The organism is Halobacteriovorax sp. GB3 (genome assembly GCF_028649655.1).
In the GTDB taxonomy this organism is placed as follows: Bacteria; Bdellovibrionota; Bacteriovoracia; order Bacteriovoracales; family Bacteriovoracaceae; genus BSW11-IV.
The window spans coordinates 681,078-704,108 of the sequence record NZ_JAQSLN010000001.1; the positions used below are offsets into that span (position 1 = coordinate 681,078).

General features: G+C 35.0%; 30 protein-coding genes. 22 read left to right on the forward strand and 8 right to left on the reverse strand.

The genetic code is table 11. The features are described 5' to 3' along the window. The first annotated feature begins 43 nt into the window (after nt 1-43). The 5 genes from HBN50_RS03365 (at nt 44) to HBN50_RS03385 (ending at nt 4,593) form a co-directional block, all read left to right on the forward strand. Nucleotides 44-880, forward strand: a complete 837-nt coding sequence (locus HBN50_RS03365; RefSeq protein WP_273867931.1) for a TIGR02147 family protein — start codon at nt 44-46, stop codon at nt 878-880. Further along, nucleotides 880-2,772: a hypothetical protein gene (locus HBN50_RS03370; protein ID WP_273867933.1), complete on the forward strand. Its 1,893-nt coding sequence runs from the start codon at nt 880-882 to the stop codon at nt 2,770-2,772. Before HBN50_RS03365 ends, HBN50_RS03370 begins: the two co-directional genes overlap by 1 nt. Before the next feature lie 23 nt (nt 2,773-2,795). Further along, nucleotides 2,796-3,338, forward strand: coding sequence for a hypothetical protein (locus HBN50_RS03375; protein ID WP_273867935.1), 543 nt, complete (start codon nt 2,796-2,798; stop codon nt 3,336-3,338). Nucleotides 3,339-3,464: 126 nt separating this feature from the next. After that, a complete protein-coding gene (locus HBN50_RS03380) occupies nt 3,465-3,935 on the forward strand; it encodes a hypothetical protein (protein ID WP_273867936.1) in 471 nt (156 codons plus the stop codon). Between the two features lie 124 nt (nt 3,936-4,059). Beyond that, a complete protein-coding gene (locus tag HBN50_RS03385) occupies nt 4,060-4,593 on the forward strand; it encodes a hypothetical protein (protein WP_273867938.1) in 534 nt (177 codons plus the stop codon). Between the two features lie 201 nt (nt 4,594-4,794). Here the strand turns inward: HBN50_RS03385 and HBN50_RS03390 are convergent, their stop codons facing one another. Then, on the reverse strand, nt 4,795-5,070 hold the full coding sequence (locus HBN50_RS03390; protein WP_273867940.1) for a hypothetical protein: 276 nt from the start codon (nt 5,068-5,070) through the stop codon (nt 4,795-4,797). Nucleotides 5,071-5,256: 186 nt separating this feature from the next. Here HBN50_RS03390 and HBN50_RS03395 point away from each other — a divergent pair, with 186 nt between their 5' ends. After that, a complete protein-coding gene (locus HBN50_RS03395; protein WP_273867941.1) occupies nt 5,257-6,231 on the forward strand; it encodes a cupin domain-containing protein in 975 nt (324 codons plus the stop codon). Nucleotides 6,232-6,246: 15 nt separating this feature from the next. Here HBN50_RS03395 and HBN50_RS03400 read toward each other — a convergent pair whose 3' ends face one another. Next, nucleotides 6,247-7,212 carry a tRNA-dihydrouridine synthase family protein gene (locus tag HBN50_RS03400; protein WP_273867942.1) on the reverse strand — a complete coding sequence of 322 codons (966 nt, stop codon included), beginning with the start codon at nt 7,210-7,212 and terminating at the stop codon, nt 6,247-6,249. Nucleotides 7,213-7,219: 7 nt separating this feature from the next. Continuing rightward, a complete protein-coding gene (locus HBN50_RS03405; RefSeq protein ID WP_273867944.1) occupies nt 7,220-8,389 on the reverse strand; it encodes a trypsin-like serine peptidase in 1,170 nt (389 codons plus the stop codon). 212 nt (nt 8,390-8,601) lie between these two features. Here HBN50_RS03405 and HBN50_RS03410 point away from each other — a divergent pair, with 212 nt between their 5' ends. The 4 genes from HBN50_RS03410 to HBN50_RS03425 all read left to right on the forward strand — a co-directional run bounded on the left by HBN50_RS03410 (nt 8,602) and on the right by HBN50_RS03425 (nt 10,724). Beyond that, nucleotides 8,602-8,970, forward strand: a complete 369-nt coding sequence (locus HBN50_RS03410; RefSeq protein ID WP_273867946.1) for a hypothetical protein — start codon at nt 8,602-8,604, stop codon at nt 8,968-8,970. A 13-nt stretch (nt 8,971-8,983) separates the two neighbouring features. Further along, nucleotides 8,984-9,460: a hypothetical protein gene (locus tag HBN50_RS03415; protein ID WP_273867947.1), complete on the forward strand. Its 477-nt coding sequence runs from the start codon at nt 8,984-8,986 to the stop codon at nt 9,458-9,460. Nucleotides 9,461-9,609: 149 nt separating this feature from the next. Then, a complete protein-coding gene (locus HBN50_RS03420; protein WP_273867948.1) occupies nt 9,610-9,969 on the forward strand; it encodes a hypothetical protein in 360 nt (119 codons plus the stop codon). Between the two features lie 119 nt (nt 9,970-10,088). Further along, on the forward strand, nt 10,089-10,724 hold the full coding sequence (locus HBN50_RS03425) for a hypothetical protein (RefSeq protein WP_273867950.1): 636 nt from the start codon (nt 10,089-10,091) through the stop codon (nt 10,722-10,724). A gap of 12 nt (nt 10,725-10,736) precedes the next feature. Here HBN50_RS03425 and HBN50_RS03430 read toward each other — a convergent pair whose 3' ends face one another. Then, nucleotides 10,737-11,201 (reverse strand): hypothetical protein, encoded by a 465-nt coding sequence (locus HBN50_RS03430; protein ID WP_273867951.1) that lies wholly within the window; start codon nt 11,199-11,201, stop codon nt 10,737-10,739. Between the two features lie 189 nt (nt 11,202-11,390). Between HBN50_RS03430 and HBN50_RS03435 the strand changes: the two genes are divergently transcribed. The 8 genes from HBN50_RS03435 (at nt 11,391) to HBN50_RS03470 (ending at nt 16,333) form a co-directional block, all read left to right on the forward strand. Then, entirely contained in the window at nt 11,391-12,026 is a 636-nt protein-coding gene (locus tag HBN50_RS03435) for a hypothetical protein (RefSeq protein WP_273867952.1), read from the forward strand. 201 nt (nt 12,027-12,227) lie between these two features. Further along, nucleotides 12,228-12,620 carry a hypothetical protein gene (locus tag HBN50_RS03440; RefSeq protein ID WP_273867954.1) on the forward strand — a complete coding sequence of 131 codons (393 nt, stop codon included), beginning with the start codon at nt 12,228-12,230 and terminating at the stop codon, nt 12,618-12,620. A gap of 14 nt (nt 12,621-12,634) precedes the next feature. Then, nucleotides 12,635-13,510, forward strand: coding sequence for a hypothetical protein (locus HBN50_RS03445; protein ID WP_273867955.1), 876 nt, complete (start codon nt 12,635-12,637; stop codon nt 13,508-13,510). An 18-nt stretch (nt 13,511-13,528) separates the two neighbouring features. After that, nucleotides 13,529-13,981 carry a hypothetical protein gene (locus HBN50_RS03450; protein ID WP_273867957.1) on the forward strand — a complete coding sequence of 151 codons (453 nt, stop codon included), beginning with the start codon at nt 13,529-13,531 and terminating at the stop codon, nt 13,979-13,981. 9 nt (nt 13,982-13,990) lie between these two features. Then, nucleotides 13,991-14,734 carry a hypothetical protein gene (locus tag HBN50_RS03455; protein ID WP_273867959.1) on the forward strand — a complete coding sequence of 248 codons (744 nt, stop codon included), beginning with the start codon at nt 13,991-13,993 and terminating at the stop codon, nt 14,732-14,734. Nucleotides 14,735-14,879: 145 nt separating this feature from the next. Continuing rightward, a complete protein-coding gene (locus HBN50_RS03460; RefSeq protein WP_273867961.1) occupies nt 14,880-15,167 on the forward strand; it encodes a hypothetical protein in 288 nt (95 codons plus the stop codon). A 193-nt stretch (nt 15,168-15,360) separates the two neighbouring features. Next, nucleotides 15,361-15,807 carry a hypothetical protein gene (locus HBN50_RS03465; RefSeq protein WP_273867962.1) on the forward strand — a complete coding sequence of 149 codons (447 nt, stop codon included), beginning with the start codon at nt 15,361-15,363 and terminating at the stop codon, nt 15,805-15,807. A 16-nt stretch (nt 15,808-15,823) separates the two neighbouring features. Further along, the gene (locus HBN50_RS03470; RefSeq protein ID WP_273867963.1) at nt 15,824-16,333 is read left to right on the forward strand and encodes a hypothetical protein; all 510 of its coding nucleotides are present in this window, start codon (nt 15,824-15,826) and stop codon (nt 16,331-16,333) included. 30 nt (nt 16,334-16,363) lie between these two features. Here HBN50_RS03470 and HBN50_RS03475 read toward each other — a convergent pair whose 3' ends face one another. Beyond that, complete coding sequence (locus HBN50_RS03475) at nt 16,364-17,047, reverse strand: hypothetical protein (RefSeq protein WP_273867965.1); 684 nt, start codon at nt 17,045-17,047, stop codon at nt 16,364-16,366. A 134-nt stretch (nt 17,048-17,181) separates the two neighbouring features. Between HBN50_RS03475 and HBN50_RS03480 the strand changes: the two genes are divergently transcribed. Both HBN50_RS03480 and HBN50_RS03485 read left to right on the forward strand, forming a co-directional pair. Next, complete coding sequence (locus HBN50_RS03480; RefSeq protein WP_273867966.1) at nt 17,182-18,360, forward strand: DEAD/DEAH box helicase; 1,179 nt, start codon at nt 17,182-17,184, stop codon at nt 18,358-18,360. Between the two features lie 93 nt (nt 18,361-18,453). After that, a complete protein-coding gene (locus HBN50_RS03485; protein WP_273867967.1) occupies nt 18,454-18,966 on the forward strand; it encodes a hypothetical protein in 513 nt (170 codons plus the stop codon). A gap of 13 nt (nt 18,967-18,979) precedes the next feature. Here HBN50_RS03485 and HBN50_RS03490 read toward each other — a convergent pair whose 3' ends face one another. Continuing rightward, complete coding sequence (locus HBN50_RS03490; protein WP_273867968.1) at nt 18,980-20,026, reverse strand: NAD(P)-dependent alcohol dehydrogenase; 1,047 nt, start codon at nt 20,024-20,026, stop codon at nt 18,980-18,982. 141 nt (nt 20,027-20,167) lie between these two features. Then, nucleotides 20,168-21,067 carry a LysR family transcriptional regulator gene (locus HBN50_RS03495; RefSeq protein ID WP_273867970.1) on the reverse strand — a complete coding sequence of 300 codons (900 nt, stop codon included), beginning with the start codon at nt 21,065-21,067 and terminating at the stop codon, nt 20,168-20,170. 103 nt (nt 21,068-21,170) lie between these two features. Here HBN50_RS03495 and HBN50_RS03500 point away from each other — a divergent pair, with 103 nt between their 5' ends. Continuing rightward, on the forward strand, nt 21,171-21,674 hold the full coding sequence (locus HBN50_RS03500) for a (R)-mandelonitrile lyase (RefSeq protein WP_273867971.1): 504 nt from the start codon (nt 21,171-21,173) through the stop codon (nt 21,672-21,674). A 17-nt stretch (nt 21,675-21,691) separates the two neighbouring features. Then, entirely contained in the window at nt 21,692-22,120 is a 429-nt protein-coding gene (locus tag HBN50_RS03505; protein WP_273867972.1) for a cyclophilin-like fold protein, read from the forward strand. Here HBN50_RS03505 and HBN50_RS03510 read toward each other — a convergent pair. Beyond that, nucleotides 22,096-23,031, reverse strand: a complete 936-nt coding sequence (locus tag HBN50_RS03510; RefSeq protein ID WP_273867973.1) for a hypothetical protein — start codon at nt 23,029-23,031, stop codon at nt 22,096-22,098. The two genes, HBN50_RS03505 and HBN50_RS03510, sit on opposite strands and share 25 nt — an antisense overlap.

Consider the following 23,031-nt stretch of genomic DNA (forward strand, 5'->3'; position numbering starts at 1 on the left):
CAATACCTTGCTAGCTTAGTTTTGTGATGCTAAAAGTGTACGCATGAATCAACCGAATATTGAAACATATCTAAACTATCGAGAGTTTCTAACAGACTGCTATGCTTATCAGAAAAGTAGAAACTCAAGCTTTAGTCATAGGGCCTTTTCTTTGAAAGCTGGTTTATCAAGTCCCTCGCACTTTAAAATGGTTGCAGATGGATCGAGAAATCTCTCTCCAAAGACCTTGCCGAAGTTTGTTAAGGGGCTATCGCTGGATAATCAAACGGCTTCTTACTTTGAAACTCTAGTTTATTTTAATCAAGCACAGGATAATGAAAGCCGCTCCAATTATTTCAAAAAATTAATTGATCTGAGATCTAAGAAAAATACATCAACGTCTTTAGAAGATAGTTCATTCGAGTTTTTATCAAATTGGTTCACTGTGGCTATTTATGTACTTATTGGAACTCAGTACTTTAAAGATGATATTCACTGGATCATAAAGAAGTTAAACAATAAAGTTTCTGTGACCAATATTAAGAAGGCGCTCTCTTTGATGTTGGAATTGAATTTGATCAAAGAGGATAAAGAAAAGGGTTATGTTCAGTCAAATGGTGCCCTCAGCAGTGCTGAAGATACTAGAAGCATCGCTGTTTATAACTATCATAAGCAAATGAATGAAATCGCTAGTGAGTGTCTTGATACGGTTGATGGTGATTTACGTGAGTTTAATGGTGCGACCATATCTATATCTGTTGAAGATATCCCTATATTAAAAGAAAAAATTAGAAAATTTAGAAAAGAAATAAATGAATTAACAAGCAATGAGTTAAAGGGAAAAGAAGTATATCAAATGAATGTACAGTTATTCCCTTTAACCTCTGTGGAGAAACACTAATGAGAACTCTCGTTTTAATATTAAATCTTATCGTCAGTATGATCACATTTGCAGGTGAAGGCGAAGGTGGAGTTGATGTTGGTAATTTTAGAGTGACCAATATTCCAGGAGCAAATTTAAATCTTCAATTACCTAAAGATTGGAAGACTAGGATTGAAAGTGGCGTATTAGAAATCGTTTCTCCAGGCAAAAGTCGAATTACTGCAAGATTAGCAAACTTTGGTTCAAATCAAGTATCGTCTCGTGATGAAATTTTAAGATACTTAAATGATAACAATTCAAGAGAATATAAAAAGATTGATATCAACGGTATGAACGGACTTAAGTATGTATCTGATGATAATTTGATTCATGATCTTTACGTTATTTCCCCTACAAAAGAGATCGTAAAGATCGAGGCCATTTCAGATAAAAATGATTCTCAGATGACAAAGGCTATTTTAGAGATGATCTTTTTTAAGTACCGTGGAGTGAAAATTACTGACTCACATGATATTACAGTGACTCTTTATCATCGTTTGTTAAGTGGGGTTGAAAGCCAGCACAATATTTCTTTTAGTAACGATTGTGGCGGGAATAGTTGTTCGGATTATATGAATGGTGTTTTAGGTGAGTACGGAAATAGCTGGGACAGTGATGAATTCCAGTTAGGAATTGCAGGCTACGATACGGGAAAAATTATTGATCTTGGTTTGAATCTTTCTGATTACGATAAAATTAATATTCAAGGAGAGTATCTTGCTCTTCCTAAATCAAAAGTTAAATTAGATCGCCTCTACGAGACATTCACGGCTAAAGGGCCAATTGAGAGTTTAGATAGAATTACTCTTAAAGAAGGTCATGTCTACCTTATAAGAACTATTCGCTGGCCAGAAGAGGATCTACTCGTGAAGATGCGAGTCGATTCTCTTGATGAAAATAATAAGGCCGTTCTAACGTTCAAAAGACTTGCTGTTATCCCTCAAAAGCAGTTACAAAGTTATATCGATTATATGAATCACTATACCCTTGATGTTGAGGCGAAAAGAACTGAGGGGATTGTCACGCTCTACGATAGGGTCCTTTGGGCCGGAGATTATGCTCCTGCAACTTTTAATTTTCACTACGGAACAAGAGATAATCAATTTATTACTTACAACGCTTGGGATCTCCTTTTTGATGGGGGGGACGAAAGAAGATCCAAATTTTCCTTTGCGGGCTCATGGTCAGATCGTGGTGCCGTTATTGATTTTGGAAAGACACCGTTGAATGAAGTTAGTTTGAATAGCTTTCCTATCCCAAATTCTATATTCCATGATAAGGCCCCTGTTAAACTTGGACACACATACCTTGTCATGAGCTATTTAACCGGTTTGGGTGTAACGTGGAGTGCCTTTGAGGTTCTTGATATAGAACCTGAAGAAGGACGTTGGGTGAAAATTAAGTGGAAAATTTTTAAAAAAGATAAATTTGATGACCCATTTGTTCATCAAGTTGTGACTGACTCATTTGGAATTAAATCAGCCTCAACTAAGTTAGATGAGAGATTTTATCCTTATGCGGATTTTTTTGAAAAAGATCTCATTTGCACAACTGATTTCAGTATATCAAAGGACTCGATTGCACTATCAAGTAACCTAGGCGGAGGTTATTATAAGTTCGAAGGAAAGCTTGAAGAAGCCACGCTACAAAATTTTAAAGAGTCAAAGTTGATTCACAGCAAGCACTTAGACTCTTGGCAGGGGATTTACAATTATAAGCTTGGAGAAGTTTATTACATAAAACTTCGTTCATTTTGGGAAGAAACAATTTTTGCTTTAGAAGTAAAGAAAGTTGAAGGTGACATGGCCTTCTTTGATTATAGAATTATTTCACTAGAACAAGCTGTTCCTGGATACTGTGGAGCTCCTTAGTTTAAAGTTAGAAGGATTTTGATATGAAAAGAATAATCGTTATCGGCGTTACCGGTAGTGGTAAGTCTACATTTAGTAAGAAATTATCAAATATTCTAGGGCTTAAGTATATTCAGCTTGATGAGCTATTTTGGCTTCCTAATTGGGAAATGACACCTGACGATCAATTTTTTAAAAAGATTGATGAGGCAACAAAAGATAGTTCTTGGATAATTGACGGCAATTACAATAGAACGAATCATATTCATTGGCCTAAAGCAGACACTGTTATTTGGATAGATCTTCCTTTGTGGCTTACTTTTTATCAAAACTTATCGCGATCTTTTAATAGGGCCTTATTTAGAAAAGAGATTTGGGAAGGTACTGGTAACAAAGAATCTTTTTCAAGAATGTTCTCTAAGGACTCTATTGTAAGGTGGTTATTTAAAACTTATAGGCCTCATAAGAAAAGAAACGAAGATAGATTGAAGTCTATAGAGTACTCTCACATAAACTTTCATCGACTAAGATCTAGAAGAGAAATATCTGATTTTCTTCTTATGGTAGCAAAACGAAGTGATACTTAGATATTTGTATTAGTGAATTTCAATCCTTCTTTTTTTTAGAAAGGTATTAACCTAAAAAAAGTTCAATATTATAGATTGATCGATAAAAAAAATGTAGTTTTCTTTGTACTTACAACGGGGAAATCTATGAAAAAATACCTATTTCTTTTAGCATCTTTAATTTTAGCTTCGAACACTTTTGCCTTAACTAATCCAGAATATAGCGATGCGATTTTTAATAGAGGAAATTACTTCTTTGAAGATCAAGACTTTAATCAGTCTCTTTCTGGAGACTCCGCTTGCGCGGATATCGTCATTAAGAAAGTTATTGATGATAGGCTATATTCGGATAAGAAAGGAAAAACGACTTATACAATTAGCTTAGGTGATGTTTTCCAGGACAAGTATGTTACTGATTGGATTGCTGATTTTTCAATCTCAGGCATGAAGTATAACGCCGAAAAAGGAATTTTAGACGAGGCCGGTGATATTGTCGGTTATACTCTAAAAATTATAAAGAAAGATGATCTAACACTTAAGTCAATTCACTACAAAGAATGGACACGTCCATTTTATTCGCCATTTAAAAAGACGACTAAAGAAGTTGAATGTTATTAGTTTTTGTAGATCTGTCTAAAGATTTTACATGTAAAGTGTACATGTTCTTACAGGGGTTTGAGGGCGAAACGGCTTTTTGAGTTAACTTTATCATATATATAAGCTGATTTTTATAAGGATTTTTATGAAGAAAATATTATTCGTTCTAATTTCTTTAATAACTCTTTTTTCTCCTCACACTTATGCTTCCGAGTCAGAATATGTAAGTGCACAGAATGGTTCAATATTAGATTATGATGAAACGAAAGTTTTGTGCGAAATTACTTTAAACACTGGCAGTGGCAAGACAACACTTGGATTTCTCAAAAAATACGCTCAAAAGTTAGAGAGTAATGATACAAAAGAGTTTCTATTCAAGTATGGCACGAGCATTCAATGTTATGGCAGATCATATATTTATTTTGTTCTGTATAAAGGACACCAAGATGACATCCAAGCATTATTAGATGCTGGCCTTGATCCAAATTGGATTATTGAAGATACTCGTTATCGTAAAATGACGATGGTGGACTACTTGAATATTTTGTATGCAGAAGAAACAAATGATATCTACAAATATTTGATTAGAAAAAAGATACAAACCGTTAGGCGTGCGGGTGGTAGAACATGTGCTCGTTTGAATTATACTACTTGTGAATTTAATAAAAGTTATAAATAATTCAAAAGGGCCAGTATAATGGCCCTTTTTATTGGAATTCAATCTCGTTAATACTTATTGGCAATAAAACCTAACTTTTACTTTTTTCCCACCAAAAATTCTATTTCTGCAATTGTTAAAATCTAATCTAATAGCATTGTTGTAGCCTTTGGTATAACAAAGGTCATTGGCCTTTTCCTTTGTTTTTCTATCTTGTTATGATTAAAATTGGCACTTGGCCGTAGCAACCGCGTAGTATGATCTTGGTGCCCCTATATTGAGTAACCATCCGCTTTTGTAGTTCACATCTAAATCATAATCAAGAATATCGACTGAATGAGCTCCTACATGTGCGCAAACTCTTTTGGCCTCATTGGCCGCCGATTTCTTTGCTAATTTCTTTTTGACACTTTTTGAAGCACAATTTTGGCATTGTGGATCATGTGTGAAAGCCTTCGATCCACCAATTTCAAAAACCTCTCCGTTTTCTGCCAGCATTGTTACATTTGAAAATGAGCTAATAGATCCTAGTAGCAGTAATGCTGTAAAAAAAAATCATAACTTTTTCTCCTTTTTAATATTTTACAAAACTAAAAGAGGTTCTTATTTTTGACTATGAACAATTGTAGATAGGACTCGATTCTTGTAAAATTTAACAGCATAATCTGTATATAGAGGTGAATTTTGAATATTAAAGAGAACTCTCATTCAAGTCCAAGCAATCACTTTGTGAGCACAAGTGATATCCAAGAGCAATGGTTCAATGAATCCTTAAAGGTTGGAGGAGAGAATGCAAATTTTTCAAAACATTTTGGTTTAAAGAAAATCGCTGCCCATTATTTTAAAATCCCTTCAGGTTATAGAACTTCTGAGCCCCATGCGGAGAGTCTTGAAGAAGAATTTGTCTTTGTTATCTCTGGAGAAATTGATCTTTGGTTGAATGGTAAAATAAAAAAAATGACTAAAGGAGACTGTATCGGCTTTCCTGCTGGCACAGGTGTTGGTCATTGCTTTATCAATAATTATAGTGAGCCTTGTGAGATCTTCGTCTCAGGAGATCGAACAAAGTCAGAGAATCAATATCATTTTCACCTTGATCCAAGTTTAGAGAAGGAGTGTGGAAAAAAGTGGTGGAAAGATATGCCAGAGCAAGAACTTAGAGGCCATGATGGATGGCCCGGAGAATTTGATTCATCTTTCATTGATAACAACATAGAGACTATTAATGCCTTTGAAAATATTCCAAACAGTTCTTTTTCGTATCCAAACGATAAGGAAACTTTTTCAAACGGCGTTTGCCTGAGTCGCAGATTTAATATGACGAGTGTTGCTATTTGGTTAGAACAAATCCCTGTAGGGAAGAGAACATCTTGGCCTCATGCACACTCTGTAGAAGAAGAGTTTGTCTTTGTTTTAGAGGGGAGCCCTTTAACAAGTTTAAATGGGATTGAGTATATTACGAAGCCTTTTACTGCAATTGATTTTAAGGCCGGATCTGGTGTAGCTCATACAATGATTAATAGAAGTACTGATTATGTATACTATCTCTGTGTCGGTGAATGTGAACCCGTAAATGATAAAATTTACTATCCAGAGCACCCTGAGCGCAATGAAGAAATGAGAAAGAAAGGAGCTCTTTGGCTAGAGCATTGGCCTTGAAAATTTGAACTTTTTCTAGTCTATGAAATCTGGATTAATGTCTTGTTCAAAAATCCATTCAACAGCATCATTGTAGTGGTCAATTGACTTGGCCTTTTTAATTTTCTTGTAGACCTTATGTTCGTTCACAAAAATGTCTTTAAAATATAACCAATGGCCACGCATTTTTTGTAGATAGTCTGATTTAGCATTTTCCATCGAGAGATATTCTTGGCTTATGAGTTTGTGCATTTGAATGAATTTTGAAAGATAAGTTTGCTCGTTAAATTTTTGACCTTTTATCTGCGCCATGAGGGCAGGATTTGAAAGTCCTGCACGTCCAACCATCCAGCGTTTAACCATGGGAAACCTTGATTTATAGGCCATAATATCTTCTACTGAGTTTATATCACCGTTATAGCAAGGGGGATGATTTAAGAGAGTTAAGCATTGTTCGAAAGCATCGAGATCAACACCACCAACATAGATCTGCTTTCCGTAGCGAGCGTGAATGGTAAAGTCTTTTATGTCTAAATCATTGATCATGGGAATGATCTTTTTTATCTCAGAAACATCTTCACGCCCAAGGCGAATCTTAACAGTGAATTCGATTGGACATTTTTCTTTGATGCCAGTAAGAAGATTTTTTACTTTCTTAGGATGAAGAAGAAGGCCAGATCCTTTTGTTCGATTTGCAACCATCGGATAGGGACAGCCCATGTTTAAATTAACCTTTTTAACTCCTAGTTCTTTATAGATGTTGGCAACATATAGGAATTGATCAACTTCTTTTGTAAGAATTTGAGCCGTTGTAGAAAGAAGGTTTTTCTCAGGAAGAACATCGTGCAGCTGGCGCTTATTTAATTCATTTGTAGCCTTCGTCACAATATAAGGTGCGATGGCGCTATCTGCCCCAGAGAATGTTTGCTCCAAGGCATTGCGATATACGTAATTGGTTACTCCTCGAATAGGTGCGAGGACTAGGTGATCGTTAAAATTCATAGTTTATTTAGTCACAGCTTACTTGTCTGTAATGATCACCCCATCTAACATTTTCATTAGAGCGGCTAATCTGTTTTCTATAAAAATCACGATATTCACCAAAAGCTTTTTTTCTAACTCCGTCTACATTATCTCCCCACCACATTGAGCTTGATTGAGACTTTGCATAGTAATAGTAAATTGAATTTACCGAAGAAGCTATTTCGGTCGATCTCTCATCCTTTGAAATATTATATCTTTCATAAGTGGCCCATGTTTCATCTTCTTTTTGAATACGGATGGCAACTTTAATATCTTCATGACATTTGTTTTGGACATAGATATGAAATGATTTTTTTGTTTTAAAATTAACTTTTTCAAAGAGGATGTTTCTGTGCTCTTCGCCTCTTATAATATTAAGAATTTCATTGGTGATCTCTTCAGTGAATAGTGCCACTTTATTTTCTGTTTTTGACTCAGCCGAAAGAACACCGATGACTTGGCGATACTTCTTTCCTTCAGGTTTTATGGTAATGGCCGATCCACTTGCTCCTGGATAAACATCACAATTTGTTAGCCCAACATTATTGTAAAAACCCTTGAGGTAACAATTTTCGTGCCATAAAGTTCCATCTTTCTTATCTCCCGGATAAGAAGAAATTGAAATATCTAACAACTCTTCGTTCTTCAAACTATCTGGAGCCGATTTCGTTCCATACCAACCGTATAAAGCCCCAACATCATCTTGTTCAAAGTCACTATAGGCCCTTAAAATTGCGATATCATTTTGAATCATTGTATCGTTGATATTACGAAGAGTAGTATTCGGATTAAAAAGCATTTTTCTCAATTCTTTTGTATAGGTCTTTAAAACATGACCTTCTTGAATAAATATTCTACTTGGAGACCTTGTCGATGCATCTATATGTCGTGGAAAGTAAACAGCATTATCATAACGTTTTCCTGTTTTATGATTAATGATACAGTGAGCTGCCGTTACGATATGCTTTTTTGAAATAATCGAAGCTGTACATGTTGAGAATTGGGAATCATTATTATTCCACATTTTAAGTAGGCCAACCTTCTTGGCCCTAGCATCTTTCGGATCATGAACCTGTGTTCTCGATTCACCACGTATAATGATTGCTGAAGCGCTATTACTCATAATTAAGAATACTAAAAGTCCAAGAATCTTCATCTTCTCTCCATATAAATTTATTTATATCTACTTTTTATCCCAGAAATAGAGAAGTTGGAGCTAAATTGAAAGCTTTTCAGTTCTGTATAAAGTTTAGACAGAGTCTAAATACAATAAATTATGGATAATTTTTACAAAGAATCTATTTACACTTCTTTTTGTGAAATATTTTGTGCATCTTGTTGGTAATCAATACAAACAAAGGATAGTGTATGAAAAAAATTATGGCGGCCTGTATTTTAATGATGTCAGTCTCTTCATTTTCAAGTGATATCATCGGTGATCTTCAATACAAATGTATAAGATCAGTAATGAGTTACAATCACGACATCAAACCAATCCTTATTTTTAATGCTTCTACTTATTTTGATAAAAAGAAAGTCATCATTGTCGATGCTGGCTCACTTATTGAAACATCATATAAGAAAATTGAAGGTGGAATGGTTATAACTTATGACGCTGGTTATGAGAACGAAAATGAATTGACAGTATTATTTGGTGATAATTACAAAACACCATCACAACTAGTTCTTGGTGATAGAACTGTAAGAATGAATTGTTCATCTACAACAAGTCTTTAATAGTATGTTTAATATGAAGAAAATTATCTTATGTTTTACTTTTCTTAGCTCATTTTCATCATTAGCTCTAACCGTGAATAGTGGAATGTATGTTTCTAGAGAAGGATGTCGAGTTGAGGTTTTTGAAACAAACGATGGTGAGCATTTCGTAGAATACACTTCTCCAGAAGATAATGAAGTCTATACAAGTAGCTACACTGTATTCACTTCTGACTTCTTAGCAGTTAACAACGGCCCAGGTCTATGTGGTGATGAGGACGGTCTTCCTGTCGCTCAAGTTGAAATCAATGGGAATGAGCTTGAAGCCTCTTGTGGTGGGAAGCTAAGTATTCTTGATGTTTCATTGAAGCTTACAGTTAATGCGAATAATGACCTTTCTACACTTAAGTATAAGTCTAAAGTCGCTCTTCTTTCTGGTATTGGCTGGGGTCTGCCTCAACCAAAGAAAACGAAAGGCGATATGGAGTGTACTGGTTTTGTTAAAGAATAATTAGCTGATCTCTTATAGGTAAGGTCATCCATATGGCCTTAACCTTATTTATTGTAAATTCTTCTCTCTCTCATTAAATCTTATTTGCAAAATTCCTTTCTGTGCTAACTATTTTCAAAGACCAACCAAATCTTTTAAAGGAGTTTCACATGAAGAATCTATTATTTGCGGTTATCTTCTTAAGTTCATTCTCTGCATTTGCTAAATTAAGTCCTTTAGATATTGTAAAAAAACAAATCCAGCATTGTGTTCCACAAAAGGGACTCTATAGTTATATTCCTTCTTCTCATCACGCGACATACTTAGATGAAATTGCAACAAGATCGATGCATGATTTTTTTGAATGTATGTTTGAAGATTATGATCTTTATAAAAAAGATAATACTATGAGTCTTGCTCAGGCAGCAAGGGAGGGATCACATCTTATGATGGTTCATAATGTAAGCCTTGATTCCTTTGCGCGATATATGCAAAAGATTACTGATATTGTACCTAGAGAGACTAAGTAAATTCATACTAAATAATATTTTTCAATATATTAAAAGGGCCATACTTAGGCCCTTTTTCTTTTCTAGTATTACCTTTTCCTGTATCAACATCTTTGTTTTCAACTAACAAAGATTCATTAATGGTTAAAATTTGTCTTCTATTTTTTCTCATTTCCTATTCTATTTCTGCAAGCGAAGATCTTCATTTTGAGCCCTTTGCCATGACGAATAAACTCTTTATGTATGGTGGAACAGAGGGACGTTGTCATCGTTTTATCGACGAAAATGGTGATTATGGGCAGTGGGGTGAATTTGTTGTCGAAAGACTCAGAGATGAAGGCGTCGATTCTCTTTTTTATCGCGATGATCTTTTGGCGATGACATCAGTATGTCCGAATTGGGCAACATTTAATGAGTTTGAAAAAGAGCACTTTTGGGTTTGGGTAATCGCATCTATGGCGTGGGATGAGTCTAAGTGTGGAGAGCAGAGGTGGATGGACCATAGTGGCCTTGTAGGACTTCTCCAGATGGAAAAAGATGTTGAAGATAGAAAGTGGCGTGGTAAGAATTGTCGCGTTTCAGATCTTCTCGATCATAGAAATAATATTCGCTGTAGTTTTGATATTATGGCCGAGCTTCTTAAAGGAAAAGAGGGCATATACAAGTCAAATGGACTTCTCTATCAAAATAAGAACTCTTACTGGGAAAAGTTTCGACGAGAAGATGGGGGAACGATCGGGGCCCGTATGAGGGCCTATGAACGTTGTCACAACTAGAATATTTAGGTTTTAGTTGAAATAGATACAGTATCTTAATTGGTCATTGTGATTAATAAGCCTCGAGACTATGTATTTACCAGATTTACGAAAGATATTCTTTTTACCATCATCATAGGGAATATAGAGATCCTCTTCTATAATTACATCTTTAAAAGAAGTTGCATGAGAATTTAATAATTGAAATTCACTCATTGAATCAAAATATGTTTCATAGTTTGAAATGACTGTTAGCAATTCAAAATTAGCGTATAAGTCTTTTTGGCTAACATAGAGAATCGTGCCTAGCTTTTCATTAACAGCTTCTGGTTGATAACAACGTCCTGGCCACGGCCTATCCTTTATCTCATTTAGTTGGACAATTGTTGTTATGGCCTCGCCGCTATTGAACATTGACTTTACTTTGTCGAAGTCAAAATTTGCACTCACATTGTATGAAGTAAGAAGAGCTACAATAGTGAATAGTTCGATTTTCATTATTTTCTCCATGAATTAACTTTAAACACAAATAGCATATAAACGATGTGAATTTATAAAATTAAAGGAAATTTGCAGTTTTTATAGTTCTTACTTTCTGGTTTTGTAATATTATCCCTTTCTTTCCTATGCTCAATTCATTTGATTTTCTTTGTGATAGAAAATTATTTTTTACATTCAGGAGGTAAAATGAAATCAATTATATTTGGATTACTCTTTCTATCGGCGGGTCCAGCTTTTGCTAAGGTTTCAAAAGTTGTGTATGAGCAAAATTTCGAAGAACTCTCTCAGATCTATGATTATCACGAATCAAATTCGAAGTTAAAGTCTTCGTGGTATCAGTTAAATACAGAGTTGAGTAAAGAAAACACGATACTGACGACATCTTATACAAATAAAGAAGATGAAGTTGTAGAACTAGAGAGAAAGAATGACGGAAAAAAATCGGCCCTTCATCCAGATTTTCTTGGAATGACTGTTAATTCTATGCGCACATCGATGCAGTCGGTAGTTGTTAATTATGACTTCTCATGGCGTAAGTCTTCTGAGACTTTAACATTTCCAAAAAACAGTGGTTTCTCAATTTCTAGAGAGAATATGGAAAGTCTCTTTTTAGAGGCCCTCTTTGAAAAATTGTATCTTCAAGGGGAGAAGTTTTCTCATCAATACGGTTTATCTCGAATTTGTGGAGAGGTTGTCTTTAGTGAAATGGATTGCTTTGCGATGAATGAAAAGACCTTTTTATGTTCGATGGACTTTCTAACGACAAAAGTATTAGCGACAGATAAAAAGAGCTGTCCTAGCGCTATGATGCAATTGAATTAGCTCTATAGGGCCTTTGTTAGGCCCTTTTTTTGTCCATATATATTTACATTTGAACGAAAGTCTTTGTTTTAAGCGTTTTACAGATAATTTCGATCTTGTATTTTTTTCACTTATTTCTTTATTCAACTATCTCAAAAGTGATTCTTGAACAATTATACCAGGAAATAAATTTCATATATAACATTTCAAAGGAGACACCTTATGAAAAAGCTAGTTGTTCTTTTTGCTCTTGTTCTGAGTTCTTTTATATCTGTTCAGGCTAAAACCTACATTGGTCTTGATCGTGAGGGAAACTCTTGTGCTCTAAAAATTGAAAATGAAAAAATCTCTATTGAGACTTCTCACTATAGTGCCATTGTTTCTTCTAAAGAAACGCTAGATGGTCGCTTGATCTATCAATCTGAACAGATTGATTCTCGTCTCAATGTTACTTTTCGTTTCACAGATAGAGTTGAGATTGAGTTAGATGGTAATAAACCAATTCAATATATTGCTTCTCGAAAAACTGAAGCAAAACAAAACACTTGGTATGGTTTCTTCATGGAGACAAATCGTTTTGGTGGAAATCAAGAAATTAGATGTTCAATCAATTAATTTTTGGAGAAAATATGAATCATAGAATCTTCAATACGCTCGTTGTAACAGCGCTTATGTGTAGTTCTTTAACTGCTATTGCTAAAGAGAGAGTTATCCTTTTTGGTGATAATGAAGGCAAAAGTTGTCGCATCTCTTTAAGAGATATTGATTATAATAATAACGATCAAATGCAAGGTTTTGTCGCTTCCTTTGCTGGTAGTATGCCTCGTCAAGTCGGAAGTCGTCTTCCATTTCACTTCTATAATATGGTGAAAAGTGGAAGTGATTACATTTCTAAAGAAATGAGTGATGGTAAGCCTGTTGTAGAAATTAAAGCTTATGATGGTGAGTTTCTATCTTCATCATTTCAAAGTGACGGTGAAGGTTTTTCTTGCTCTGCTTTAACGACAAGAGATCCTAAAGTTGGAAATTGTGATTCATTATTTGAATCCGCCGAGTCAGGAACAAAACTCATTGAATGTCATGAAGTTGTATCAAGTGATGTGAATACATATTATTCAAGTACTGAAGATTTTAATGACTACGTCAATACGGCGAAAGTTTGTATTCGTGAAGATGGAATCAGTTATGATCCTCACACACTAAAGTATTCTGCTTCGATCACTCATAAGAGACAAGGTGTTAGCGCTACGCTCTCTTCATCACAAGTATCTATGAAAGAAAATAAAGAGTTCTTTACTCGTGATTCAGGTGTTGTGAAATTAAAAGAATATGGCAAAGACCCTAACCAAGAGCCTGATGATGCTTGGAGAGTGAAGTATGACAAAGATGAAAAGACTCTAGAGCTTTTTCATGGAACTAATAGCTACCTTAGCTTTGGTGGATTTAAATACGCCGCGCATGTAAAGATCAATTTTAAAAATTGCTCTGAATATACAAAGAACTAATTCCTTTTTGGAGATCTCATGAAAGTAATCACTTTATTGGCCAGTTTAATTTCGCTTTCTTCGATAGCTTCACAGTCGACTTTGACACGAGTGAAGCAATTAGAAGGTTCTTACTCTCTTTCAAGTGGGGATGAATCTTGTCCAATTCAATTAGATATTCATGTAGATAATCATCAAGTCACAACAAGCGTTGATCATACAGGTATTCTAATAAGAGATATCGAAGAGAGTCATTATCAAGTATCTCTTAATCAAGAATTATTAGAAAAATCTTGCTATAGAGCGCAGTTGAGTACGGATAAATTAAAGTTGACTGAAACTAAGGGAATTGGATCAATGACACTTCCCTGTGGTTCTTTTTCAAGATTGGTTAGAGAGTTTAAATATTTTCAAAAGCACAAAAAGTTAAAATATTATCTTGGCGATCAACAAACTCAAGAGAGCATGATCTGTTATTACTTGAAACAATAGGAATTAAAAATGAAATATTTTTTTATTGGCCTCGCTTTTATAGTGCCTTTCGTAACTACGGCCTCGGAATTTGAGAATAATCAAATTAATCTTAGATGTGCTAGTGTTGAAAAACGATCCATTCGAGAGAAAGAGTACTTACAAAAAGAGTTGGAAGAGTGTCTCGCTATAAATAATAATCAAATTTCCATGTGTCGTTATCAGGTAATTGATTTAGAAAATTATAATAAGTCTTATCAACATCTCTTGCCAATATTTTTACTAGATGAAAATGAAGTAACAGTAGCACTTAATATTGACTGTAAAGAGAAAACACTTGTTACTTCTATTTATGATTTTATTTCTCCGTTAATTTTAAAGAGAAATAGTAAAGTTAATTTCAAAGTCGAAGAAAAACGAATTGAATTCAATTTAGATGGGCGAGACGTTGTTATCGATTTGAATGTTCAAGATCTCGAGTTTGAAGAGGATACAAGAGAATATAATACTTACGGTGAAGTTATTGATGGCGAATTGAAAACGTTTGAATACGAGGATAAAGTCGTTTTCTTTCGTGATAATTTTAATGGTGTGTTAAGTATTCATATCGATGGTAAAAGTATTAGAGAAGATAATTATCGCCTTACTCTAAGTGATCTTCTTTATGAACAAGAGGATTATCTAACAAATATGAATGTTTTAAATCATAGAATTACTTATAAGGAACAACTTAGTTATAGAAGTCTGCTTAGCGAAATTAGTAAGATGCAGTAGATCTTGATTTTTTTTCTTAAAGTCTTTTAATGAATGTTATATATTATTAGTTTTTATCCATAAACTTATCTTTAAATTATATTGATAATTAGTTCAAAGTCATTCTATAGTCTCTCATCACTATCTATTTCTGATGAGAGGCTCTATGAAATTTTCAACTTCAATTCTTTTTTTACTTTTGTGTATGCAATCTTTCGCTGATTTTAATTGTCGTGAGACTTTTATTGAATCGAATCAATTAAATGAAATGAGAACTGTTTGTTTTTCGTCAGATAAAGTATGCACTTATTTTAACTTTCATAATACGGCCCCAACATTAACTTATGATTGTTGGTCTAGCTCAAAGAGTGATCCTCACGCATCTAAACGAATTGGTTGTTCTAATAGTGAAAGTGGATGGCCTGATTGCGCTGACGGATTTATTATCGACTAATATATTAATAACCTCTTAAGCCCTTCAATGAAGGGCTTAAAGACCTGTCCAGTATTACTTTGAATTTAGAGATTCATAAACAAAACCCTTCAATAATTACACACCTCCATAAAATTAAAATAATGTGAAACTTTTTGTGATACTACAATATCTCTTTAGAAATATTATTAATCATTCATAGGAGGATGGTGTTATGAAAAAAACATTATCGCTTTTTCTTTTGTGTACTTCAGTTTTATCTATCGCTAGTGAGTCAACAATTGAAGTTATTGCCATTGACCTCGAAACTTCTTCTGATATTACTTTGGAAGTAGAACTTGCTGATAGAACAGGTGTTATTTCTGCGGATAAGGGAGCACATGTTTACTGTGCAACTGATGAGACGACAGGAGTTAACAGAGAACGTATGGGTGGAAGTTTAGGGTTTTTATCGAAATTTCAAGTTGAAGGTAATCAGGAGACTGCTACGGCCCTTTGCAAAGAGATGGGCTATTCATCTGGAAAGACGAAGATCATCAATCATGCACCAAACTCCCTTCGTTATACGAACACTCTTCGTTATAACGAGGATAAAAATGAATTCCAACTCTACGGAGGAATCCAACGTTACCACATGTCTTGTATGCAATGTTTTAATTAAGAACCGGAAGATTAATATGAAAAAAATGTTATTAAGTGTTTTATTAGGTCTAACATTTCAAACACAAGCTGGTCTTGTTGCTGAAGTAGGGTCTTTCTTAAATACTCTTCAAGGTGAAACACTTTACTTTGATGGAAAAGTTCAAGGGACAGATGCGAACTGTCGTGTACTTCTAAAAGAGTACCAGACAGGAAGTATTATGTTTGAAATTGATGTAGAAGATCAAGATTCAGTTCTTGGTTCTGACTTTGAAGGGTCGTATTGTGGAAGTGGCTCTACGATGTGTCTTTGGCTTTTTGATAACGACAAGACAAAATTTAGCTCTGATGATCTAGAAATTAGTGGTGATCAATTAGAAGCAAAGTTTAAAACTTCGACGATGAATTTTGGTCTTAAGACACCATTTGAAATTCTTGCAACGAAATCATCGGCAGGCGAGCTAAGTTCTCTCACTCTTAAAACAAATAGACTTCTTCTTTCGAATGAGTCTGTTACTTGTGAGAATTTAGTACAATTTGAAAAATAAAATAAGGGCCTTTTTTAAGGCCCTTATTTTTTAGAAACGATTATTCCAGTAATCATCACTCCAATTTTTTAAATTTTCTTTAGGTACTTCCGTTTTCCCTTGGGAGCCTGAAACTGATACTTTAATTTTATCATTTGAAAAATCAATTTTGTCTGTAGTTGTGGTACATGAATTACCGCCGCTAGCATCACTGTATATTTCTTTTTTACATCTTAAAATTAAAGTGCGAATCCCTTCGATATTCTCGCCAATCAAGTGTGTTCCACCTCTTCCATAATTAGAAGTTCCGTCAATACTCACGTGGTGTGCAATTGTTTTCATATCATTAAAAAGTTTGTCGATTGTTTCACTGTATTGATTTTCAAGATTAATAATGAGTCCCATCGTGTACAAGTCATATCTTTGACCATTTTTTACAAATTTAAGATCTCTATATTCTGTAATTTTGATGGCATTGTTTTGGAATGTGTCTTTATTATGATTTCCAATATATGTTTCAGTATATCTTTTATATTGAGCGATAAAGAGTCCGTATTGTTTATGAAGATCAAAAACGACTTTTGAAAGCTGGTCTGATTGCTGCTCTTCATACATATGCATGGCCACACCGTTTACTCTCTCTTCTTTGTTAAAAAGATCAAAAAATCCCGCCTGTGTATGGATAGATAAAAGGGAAATTCCAATAGTTAAGCCTACGCTAATCAAATGATTCATATTCTCTCCTTTGTTAAAAAATTCGTATCACGATTGTCCCGCTCTATAGAGAAAACTTAATTGTGCTGAAAAAAATACTTAAATTATCTTTAGATTCGGTTTAGATATAGGGTATTATTTCTATTGAGGTCATCATGTCTAAATTTAAACAATTACAACTTCATAATCTTGTGGATAGTTTTATCCTGAAATCTGGTTATAAAGAGCCTACAGAGATTCAAGCTAATGCTATTCCTCTTCTTTTGGATGGATTGGATATTCTTGGTATTGCTAAAACTGGTTCCGGTAAGACCGCTGCCTTTTTATTTCCTCTTTTGAGTCGTCTATTGAATGATTTTGATCGTGGTGATCAGAGTAAATTACTTATACTTTCACCGACACGAGAGTTGGCCATTCAAACTCACGAAATCATCAATTCTATTCTCGAGTATTCATCTCTTTCTTCTAGCCTTATTATTGGAGGAGTTAGTAAGAGGGCACAGATCGATTCGCTTTCGAGTTATGGTCAAGTTATTGTGGCAACACCTGGACGTTTAGTAGATCTCATTAAAGATGGTCTTGTTAACTTTGATGATCTTTCTTATTTTGTTCTAGATGAAGCTGATATGATGCTTGATATGGGATTTAAAGATGATATCGACTTTATCGTTTCAAAACTACCTGTCAAAAGACAGACTGCTCTTATTTCGGCAACTATGCCAAAGGCGATAGAAAAAATTTCAAGTTCCATACAGATTGATCCTAAGAAAATTGAAATTGAACGAGAATCGACTGTAAACCAGAATATTGATCAGAGTGTTTATTTTTGTCTCGAAGAGAATAAAAATTATCTTCTTTTAAGTCTCCTTGAACAATTCTCTGATATGCAGGTCCTTATTTTCTGTAAGGCAAAATATGGTGTTCGTGAGGTTGTTGATTTATTAAAACGTTCGCAGATTGAAGCCTCAGAAATTCACAGTGATCTCACTCAGGCCCAAAGAAATGAGGCCATTCATTTCTACTCAAATAAAGAGGTGAGAGTTCTCGTTGCAACAGATATCGCCTCTCGTGGTATTGATATAGGTGGTATTGATCTTGTCATTAATTTTAATCTACCTGAGGATGCAACTTACTATGTCCATAGAATAGGTAGAACAGGAAGGGCGAACAACAATGGTCTAGCCCTTTCTCTTTGTAGTGACAAAGATATGCCTTTTCTTCGAAATATCCAAAAGCTCATTGGTGAAAATATCTCAGTTGTCCGTGATCAGCCATTCCATCATGAGTTTCAAATTCCTTCGAAGAAAAAGAAAAATCGAAGAAGAAGGCGCTAATTTATAGTAAATAAAAAGCATGTAAAAATGTAAGTATCTAGGACCCAGAGATAAATATCCCTTATTGTTCAAAATAAGACTTTGAGGAGTATTATGAAGTATTTATTATTACTGTCCTTTATTCTGATTCAAGCAAACTTGGCCCAGGCCAATGAGTACAACTTGCTCTTAGATCGCGTTGAAAGCTCATTTCAAGAACTTAATACTGTCATTATGAATCATGATTCTATTCGAAATACGATGCGTGAAAAAAAAGATTCTTCCAAAAGCTTTAAAAGAATAGAGGAGATAATTCATCTCGATTGCCGCTTGAAGGTATATTATCATTACTTTTTTAAGTCTTATAGTGATCATGGTTTAATTAAAACTGAGAGAACCTATAGCTATGATGAGACAATAGATTTTAAAAAGATAAATTGGAGTGATGTTGCTTTAATTAGAAGAGGTTCTGAAATTGTTCCCATTCATTTGTTTTCTGGGAAAACTCTTTTTTCTCTTGGGCTAGGAAAAGAGAATTTTAATGAAGATGATGCCACTCTTTTTTGGAATTCACTAAGAGAGTTTTCTGAATCTTGTCAGCAATTTAAAAAGGCCCTAGGGAACTAGGGCCAAGATAAATTTATGGATTTAAGCTCTTCATATCGATAACAAAACGGTGTGCTGGGTTACTCTGTTGTAATTTATCCCATGCTTCGTTGATTTGTTCTGGATTGATTATTTCACACTCTGGATGAATTCCATGTTCTGCACAGAAGTCCAGAACTTCTTGTGTTTCTTTAATTCCACCAATCAGTGACCCAGCAATTCTTCTTCTTCCAAAAATGAGAGGAGCAGTAAATGTTTCTTCCATTGGTCCAATTTGACCAACGACAACAAGTGTTCCATCGACATCGAGAAGTGGAGTGTAAGTATTGAAGTCGTGTTTAACTGGTACTGTATCAAGAATTAAATCAAAAGATGACTGTGCTTTGGCCATGGCATCTTGATCAGTTGAAGATAAGATTCCCTTGGCTCCAATTGCTTTTGCCTCTTCTTCTTTACTTGTTGAGCGGCTAATGACTGTAACTTCTGCGCCCATAGCGACAGCTAGTTTTACACCCATATGACCTAATCCACCAAGCCCAATAACACCAACTCTTGTTCCTTTTTTTACGTTCCATGTTTTAAGAGGCGAGAAAGTTGTAATCCCTGCACAAAGAATTGGGGCCGCTTTTGACAGATCGAGTTTATCGGAAACTTTAAGAACGAATTCCTCTCTAACAACAATGTGCTTTGAGTATCCACCTTGAGTTGTCTTTCCCGTTTCTTTTTCAACTCCACCGTATGTTGGTGTAAGACCATTTCTACAGTATTGTTCTTCGTGGTTATGGCATTGGTCACAAGTCTGGCAACTATCAACCATACAGCCGACACCAACACTGTCTCCAACTTTATAATCTTTTACCTTCGCTCCCACATCAATAACTTTTCCAATGATCTCATGACCTGGAATGAGTGGATAGGCCTGATCTCCCCAGTCTCCATGAACAGTGTGAAGGTCTGAGTGGCAGATTCCACTGAAAAGGATTTCAATAGCAACATCGTTATCTTGTAAATTTCTTCTTTCAAAATGAAAGGGTGCAAGTCCTGAGTCCTTAGACTGAGCAGCGTAACCAACAGTTTTCATAAATTCTCCTTTTTATGTGAATCTCATTATAAATGTTAATTGATATTTCGATACCTATGATAACTCAATTTAATTATAAAATTGTTAACTGAGGGTTAATGAATTGATAACTTTTGGTCTTGAGTAAATTTGTCGGAGAAACTACTTTCTTATCTCTTTAATATAATCGATAAAGGCCCTTAGAGTTGGAGAGACCTGTGATCGATTTGGATAGTAGAGAAAGTAACCAGACTCCTGTGCGTGATAATTCTTTAGTATAAGAATCAGCTTTCCTTGTTTAATATCTTTTTCTACATTTCCAAATTCTGTATAGGCAATACCAATACCTTGAAGGCATGCGTGTCGAATTGATTCTGATGTATTGAGAATTGTATTTCCCGATATTGTAACGGCAAATTCTTTTTTCTTGTCTTCAAACTCCCATTTCTCGTAAACACTATTACCACTGCCAAATCGATGCCTGATACAATTGTGTTCTAATAGATCTCTTGGGTGTTTAGGTGTTCCCATCTCTTTCAAGTACTCTGGAGAAGCGACTGTCACAAATTTTACGGGTCCAAAAAGTTTAAATGCCGTAAGGTCTTTAGCGATTATGTCTCCTGTTCTCACCCCTGCATCAAAACCTTTATCAAAAATATCCGAGGCCTGATCATCACTATAGAGGTCAACAGTGACATCGGGGTGCTTTTTCAAAAAACCTGGAATGATCTTTGCTAAGTAATAGGGAAAGAGAACACCTGGCATGTTTATCTTTAAAGTTCCTGAGGCAACTTTTGAAAAACTTTTAGCTCTATTTTGAGCATTCATAATTTGATCTATAGCAGGTCCAACTTCTTCCATAAAAAGTCGTCCAGCTTCAGAGAGACTGACGGTTCTCGTTGTTCTGGTAAAGAGAGTGACACCCATTTTCTTTTCTAGTTGGGAAATCATCTTACTGACTGCTGGAGGTGAGATTTGAAGTTTTTCAGCTGCACTAGTAAAGCTTCTCTCCTCTGAGACAACTTTAAAGGCGATAAGGCCGTCAAATTGGTCTTTATTCATTGTGAACCTCTAGTTAATAGATCTTTAATCATTATGCCATTAATAGAAAAAATGATCTATAGGATAATAGACCTAATCAACAACCAAATACTTAGGGGAGTTTGTGAAAGTAAATATCTTAATTACGACAATCATAGCGATGCAATTAGTTGGATGCTCCAGCTTTGCAGGCAAGAAAGAGTCAAGGAAGATGGTCATAACAAAGCAGTCTAAAGTTGCGCACTTTAATTCTACATCACCAGTATTTACGGGAAGTGTTGCTGTAAAAATGCTTTTTACAGAACAGGGAACTTCTAAACTTACTGGAGCAGATGTTACTTTTTCTAAGAAGGCGAGATCTGCTTGGCACACACATCCAAAAGGACAGCTTCTCGTTGTAACAAAGGGAAGTGGACTGGTTCAGCAGTGGGGCGAAAATGCACGTAAGCTTAAGGCCGGCGATGTTGTCTGGACACCTGCTGGAGTGAAGCACTGGCATGGGGCGGGAGTGAAGCATGAACTTACTCACACTGCTCTTCAAGAAAAAGATAACAATGGCAAAAATGTTAATTGGCTAGAAAAAGTTTCTGATGAACAATACGAAAAAGCTGTAAGCGAAGTAAAATAATTAGAGGGGGAGAGGAAATGAAATTACTTTTGATGAGCTGCTTATTTCTTCTCTCTACCTATGGCCTGTCAATTGAGCAAATGGGTAAAAAAACTATGAAGATTAAAATTTCAAATCAAACACAAGAACTAATCTTAGAATTAGAAATGAATAGCACTTCTAAGAGTCTAATTGAACAGCTTCCTCTTTCTATTGAGATTAAAGATTATGCTTCTATTGAAAAAATCTTTTATCCTCCAAAGAAGCTCTCTTTAAAAGGGGCACCTAACGGATATACTCCTAAAAAAGGGGATATTACTTACTATTCTCCTTGGGGAGATGTTGCTATGTTTTATAAGGACTTTTCCCACTCAGATGGACTGATCTACATGGGAAGAATAGTAAGTGGAAGTGTTGATTTAGATGAACTGAAGAGCGGAACTTATTTAATATCACTTCTCCATTGAGGGTGATTAAAATGAAGTCTGTGATCACAATTTTTACTTGAGACATTTTTAAAGAATTCAATTTTTCCAATTTTTTTGAAAACTTGTTTTTGATTGTGACCATTTTCAAGTTTACCGGCAACTTCAATATCAAAAGTCATGTGATTGTTGGCCTCGATGTAGCTAGCAAACTCATCTCTAAAGTCATAACTCCACAGACCCTTAGAGTTCTTATTTGCTCTTAATCTCATCCACATTGGAGTTTTAATATAATCGTTACCACTTTCTCCTAGTGATGAAATTTGCCATAGCTGGCGAATATTTGGGTTCTCATCGGCCTTTTTAAAAATCTTCGCGACAAATGCTGCCATTCTTAAAAGAAAGATCGATCCAAAATTCAATGAAATATCTGGTTCGTTAGTGAGGGCCGCTTTAGAAAATTGGCTTACTTTAGTACCTGCTAGATCGTCGATAGTAAAAAAGTTTGCCGGAACAAGATTTTCTTCATGATAGAAATCCGCTGTTGGATAGATTTTTCCCGCAAGGCCAAAACTACGATTTTTTCCTGACTCTGTATGAGAGAGAGCACTTGATGCTCTTGCGATAATAAGCCCTTTTGAATCTTTTTTAAAATAACCAGAGTATGCCGTTTCTTGTGTAATTGTCCATTCTCCCAGAAGACAAGTTCCATTAGCATGAACAAGTTTTTCAAAATAGGGAAGAATATCATTTCTATTGTCCAGAGTGCGCCTTGCTGATTGTGCGAGTTTTGATTTTCCCCATTTTGTAAGACGCTTCATATTTACTTTTGTCTGAGGTAGCATTTGATAGGGATTCTCCTCTAGAATGTTCCATACCTCTTCTACTTTAGAACCTGAATAGGATGCATTCGCTATATTGATTGTGAAAGATAAGAGAAGAAAGAATTTCAT

Excerpts from the sequence above, each read along its gene's own strand:
- HBN50_RS03365 (WP_273867931.1), top strand. The coding sequence starts at position 44 with ATGAATCAACCGAATATTGAAACATATCTAAACTATCGAGAGTTTCTA.
- HBN50_RS03370 (WP_273867933.1), top strand. The coding sequence starts at position 880 with ATGAGAACTCTCGTTTTAATATTAAATCTTATCGTCAGTATGATCACA.
- HBN50_RS03375 (WP_273867935.1), top strand. The coding sequence starts at position 2,796 with ATGAAAAGAATAATCGTTATCGGCGTTACCGGTAGTGGTAAGTCTACA.
- HBN50_RS03380 (WP_273867936.1), top strand. The coding sequence starts at position 3,465 with ATGAAAAAATACCTATTTCTTTTAGCATCTTTAATTTTAGCTTCGAAC.
- HBN50_RS03385 (WP_273867938.1), top strand. The coding sequence starts at position 4,060 with ATGAAGAAAATATTATTCGTTCTAATTTCTTTAATAACTCTTTTTTCT.
- HBN50_RS03390 (WP_273867940.1), bottom strand. The coding sequence starts at position 5,070 with ATGCTGGCAGAAAACGGAGAGGTTTTTGAAATTGGTGGATCGAAGGCT.
- HBN50_RS03400 (WP_273867942.1), bottom strand. The coding sequence starts at position 7,212 with ATGAATTTTAACGATCACCTAGTCCTCGCACCTATTCGAGGAGTAACC.
- HBN50_RS03405 (WP_273867944.1), bottom strand. The coding sequence starts at position 8,389 with ATGAAGATTCTTGGACTTTTAGTATTCTTAATTATGAGTAATAGCGCT.
- HBN50_RS03410 (WP_273867946.1), top strand. The coding sequence starts at position 8,602 with ATGAAAAAAATTATGGCGGCCTGTATTTTAATGATGTCAGTCTCTTCA.
- HBN50_RS03415 (WP_273867947.1), top strand. The coding sequence starts at position 8,984 with ATGAAGAAAATTATCTTATGTTTTACTTTTCTTAGCTCATTTTCATCA.
- HBN50_RS03420 (WP_273867948.1), top strand. The coding sequence starts at position 9,610 with ATGAAGAATCTATTATTTGCGGTTATCTTCTTAAGTTCATTCTCTGCA.
- HBN50_RS03425 (WP_273867950.1), top strand. The coding sequence starts at position 10,089 with ATGGTTAAAATTTGTCTTCTATTTTTTCTCATTTCCTATTCTATTTCT.
- HBN50_RS03430 (WP_273867951.1), bottom strand. The coding sequence starts at position 11,201 with ATGAAAATCGAACTATTCACTATTGTAGCTCTTCTTACTTCATACAAT.
- HBN50_RS03435 (WP_273867952.1), top strand. The coding sequence starts at position 11,391 with ATGAAATCAATTATATTTGGATTACTCTTTCTATCGGCGGGTCCAGCT.
- HBN50_RS03440 (WP_273867954.1), top strand. The coding sequence starts at position 12,228 with ATGAAAAAGCTAGTTGTTCTTTTTGCTCTTGTTCTGAGTTCTTTTATA.
- HBN50_RS03445 (WP_273867955.1), top strand. The coding sequence starts at position 12,635 with ATGAATCATAGAATCTTCAATACGCTCGTTGTAACAGCGCTTATGTGT.
- HBN50_RS03450 (WP_273867957.1), top strand. The coding sequence starts at position 13,529 with ATGAAAGTAATCACTTTATTGGCCAGTTTAATTTCGCTTTCTTCGATA.
- HBN50_RS03455 (WP_273867959.1), top strand. The coding sequence starts at position 13,991 with ATGAAATATTTTTTTATTGGCCTCGCTTTTATAGTGCCTTTCGTAACT.
- HBN50_RS03460 (WP_273867961.1), top strand. The coding sequence starts at position 14,880 with ATGAAATTTTCAACTTCAATTCTTTTTTTACTTTTGTGTATGCAATCT.
- HBN50_RS03465 (WP_273867962.1), top strand. The coding sequence starts at position 15,361 with ATGAAAAAAACATTATCGCTTTTTCTTTTGTGTACTTCAGTTTTATCT.
- HBN50_RS03470 (WP_273867963.1), top strand. The coding sequence starts at position 15,824 with ATGAAAAAAATGTTATTAAGTGTTTTATTAGGTCTAACATTTCAAACA.
- HBN50_RS03475 (WP_273867965.1), bottom strand. The coding sequence starts at position 17,047 with ATGAATCATTTGATTAGCGTAGGCTTAACTATTGGAATTTCCCTTTTA.
- HBN50_RS03480 (WP_273867966.1), top strand. The coding sequence starts at position 17,182 with ATGTCTAAATTTAAACAATTACAACTTCATAATCTTGTGGATAGTTTT.
- HBN50_RS03485 (WP_273867967.1), top strand. The coding sequence starts at position 18,454 with ATGAAGTATTTATTATTACTGTCCTTTATTCTGATTCAAGCAAACTTG.
- HBN50_RS03490 (WP_273867968.1), bottom strand. The coding sequence starts at position 20,026 with ATGAAAACTGTTGGTTACGCTGCTCAGTCTAAGGACTCAGGACTTGCA.
- HBN50_RS03495 (WP_273867970.1), bottom strand. The coding sequence starts at position 21,067 with ATGAATAAAGACCAATTTGACGGCCTTATCGCCTTTAAAGTTGTCTCA.
- HBN50_RS03505 (WP_273867972.1), top strand. The coding sequence starts at position 21,692 with ATGAAATTACTTTTGATGAGCTGCTTATTTCTTCTCTCTACCTATGGC.
- HBN50_RS03510 (WP_273867973.1), bottom strand. The coding sequence starts at position 23,031 with ATGAAATTCTTTCTTCTCTTATCTTTCACAATCAATATAGCGAATGCA.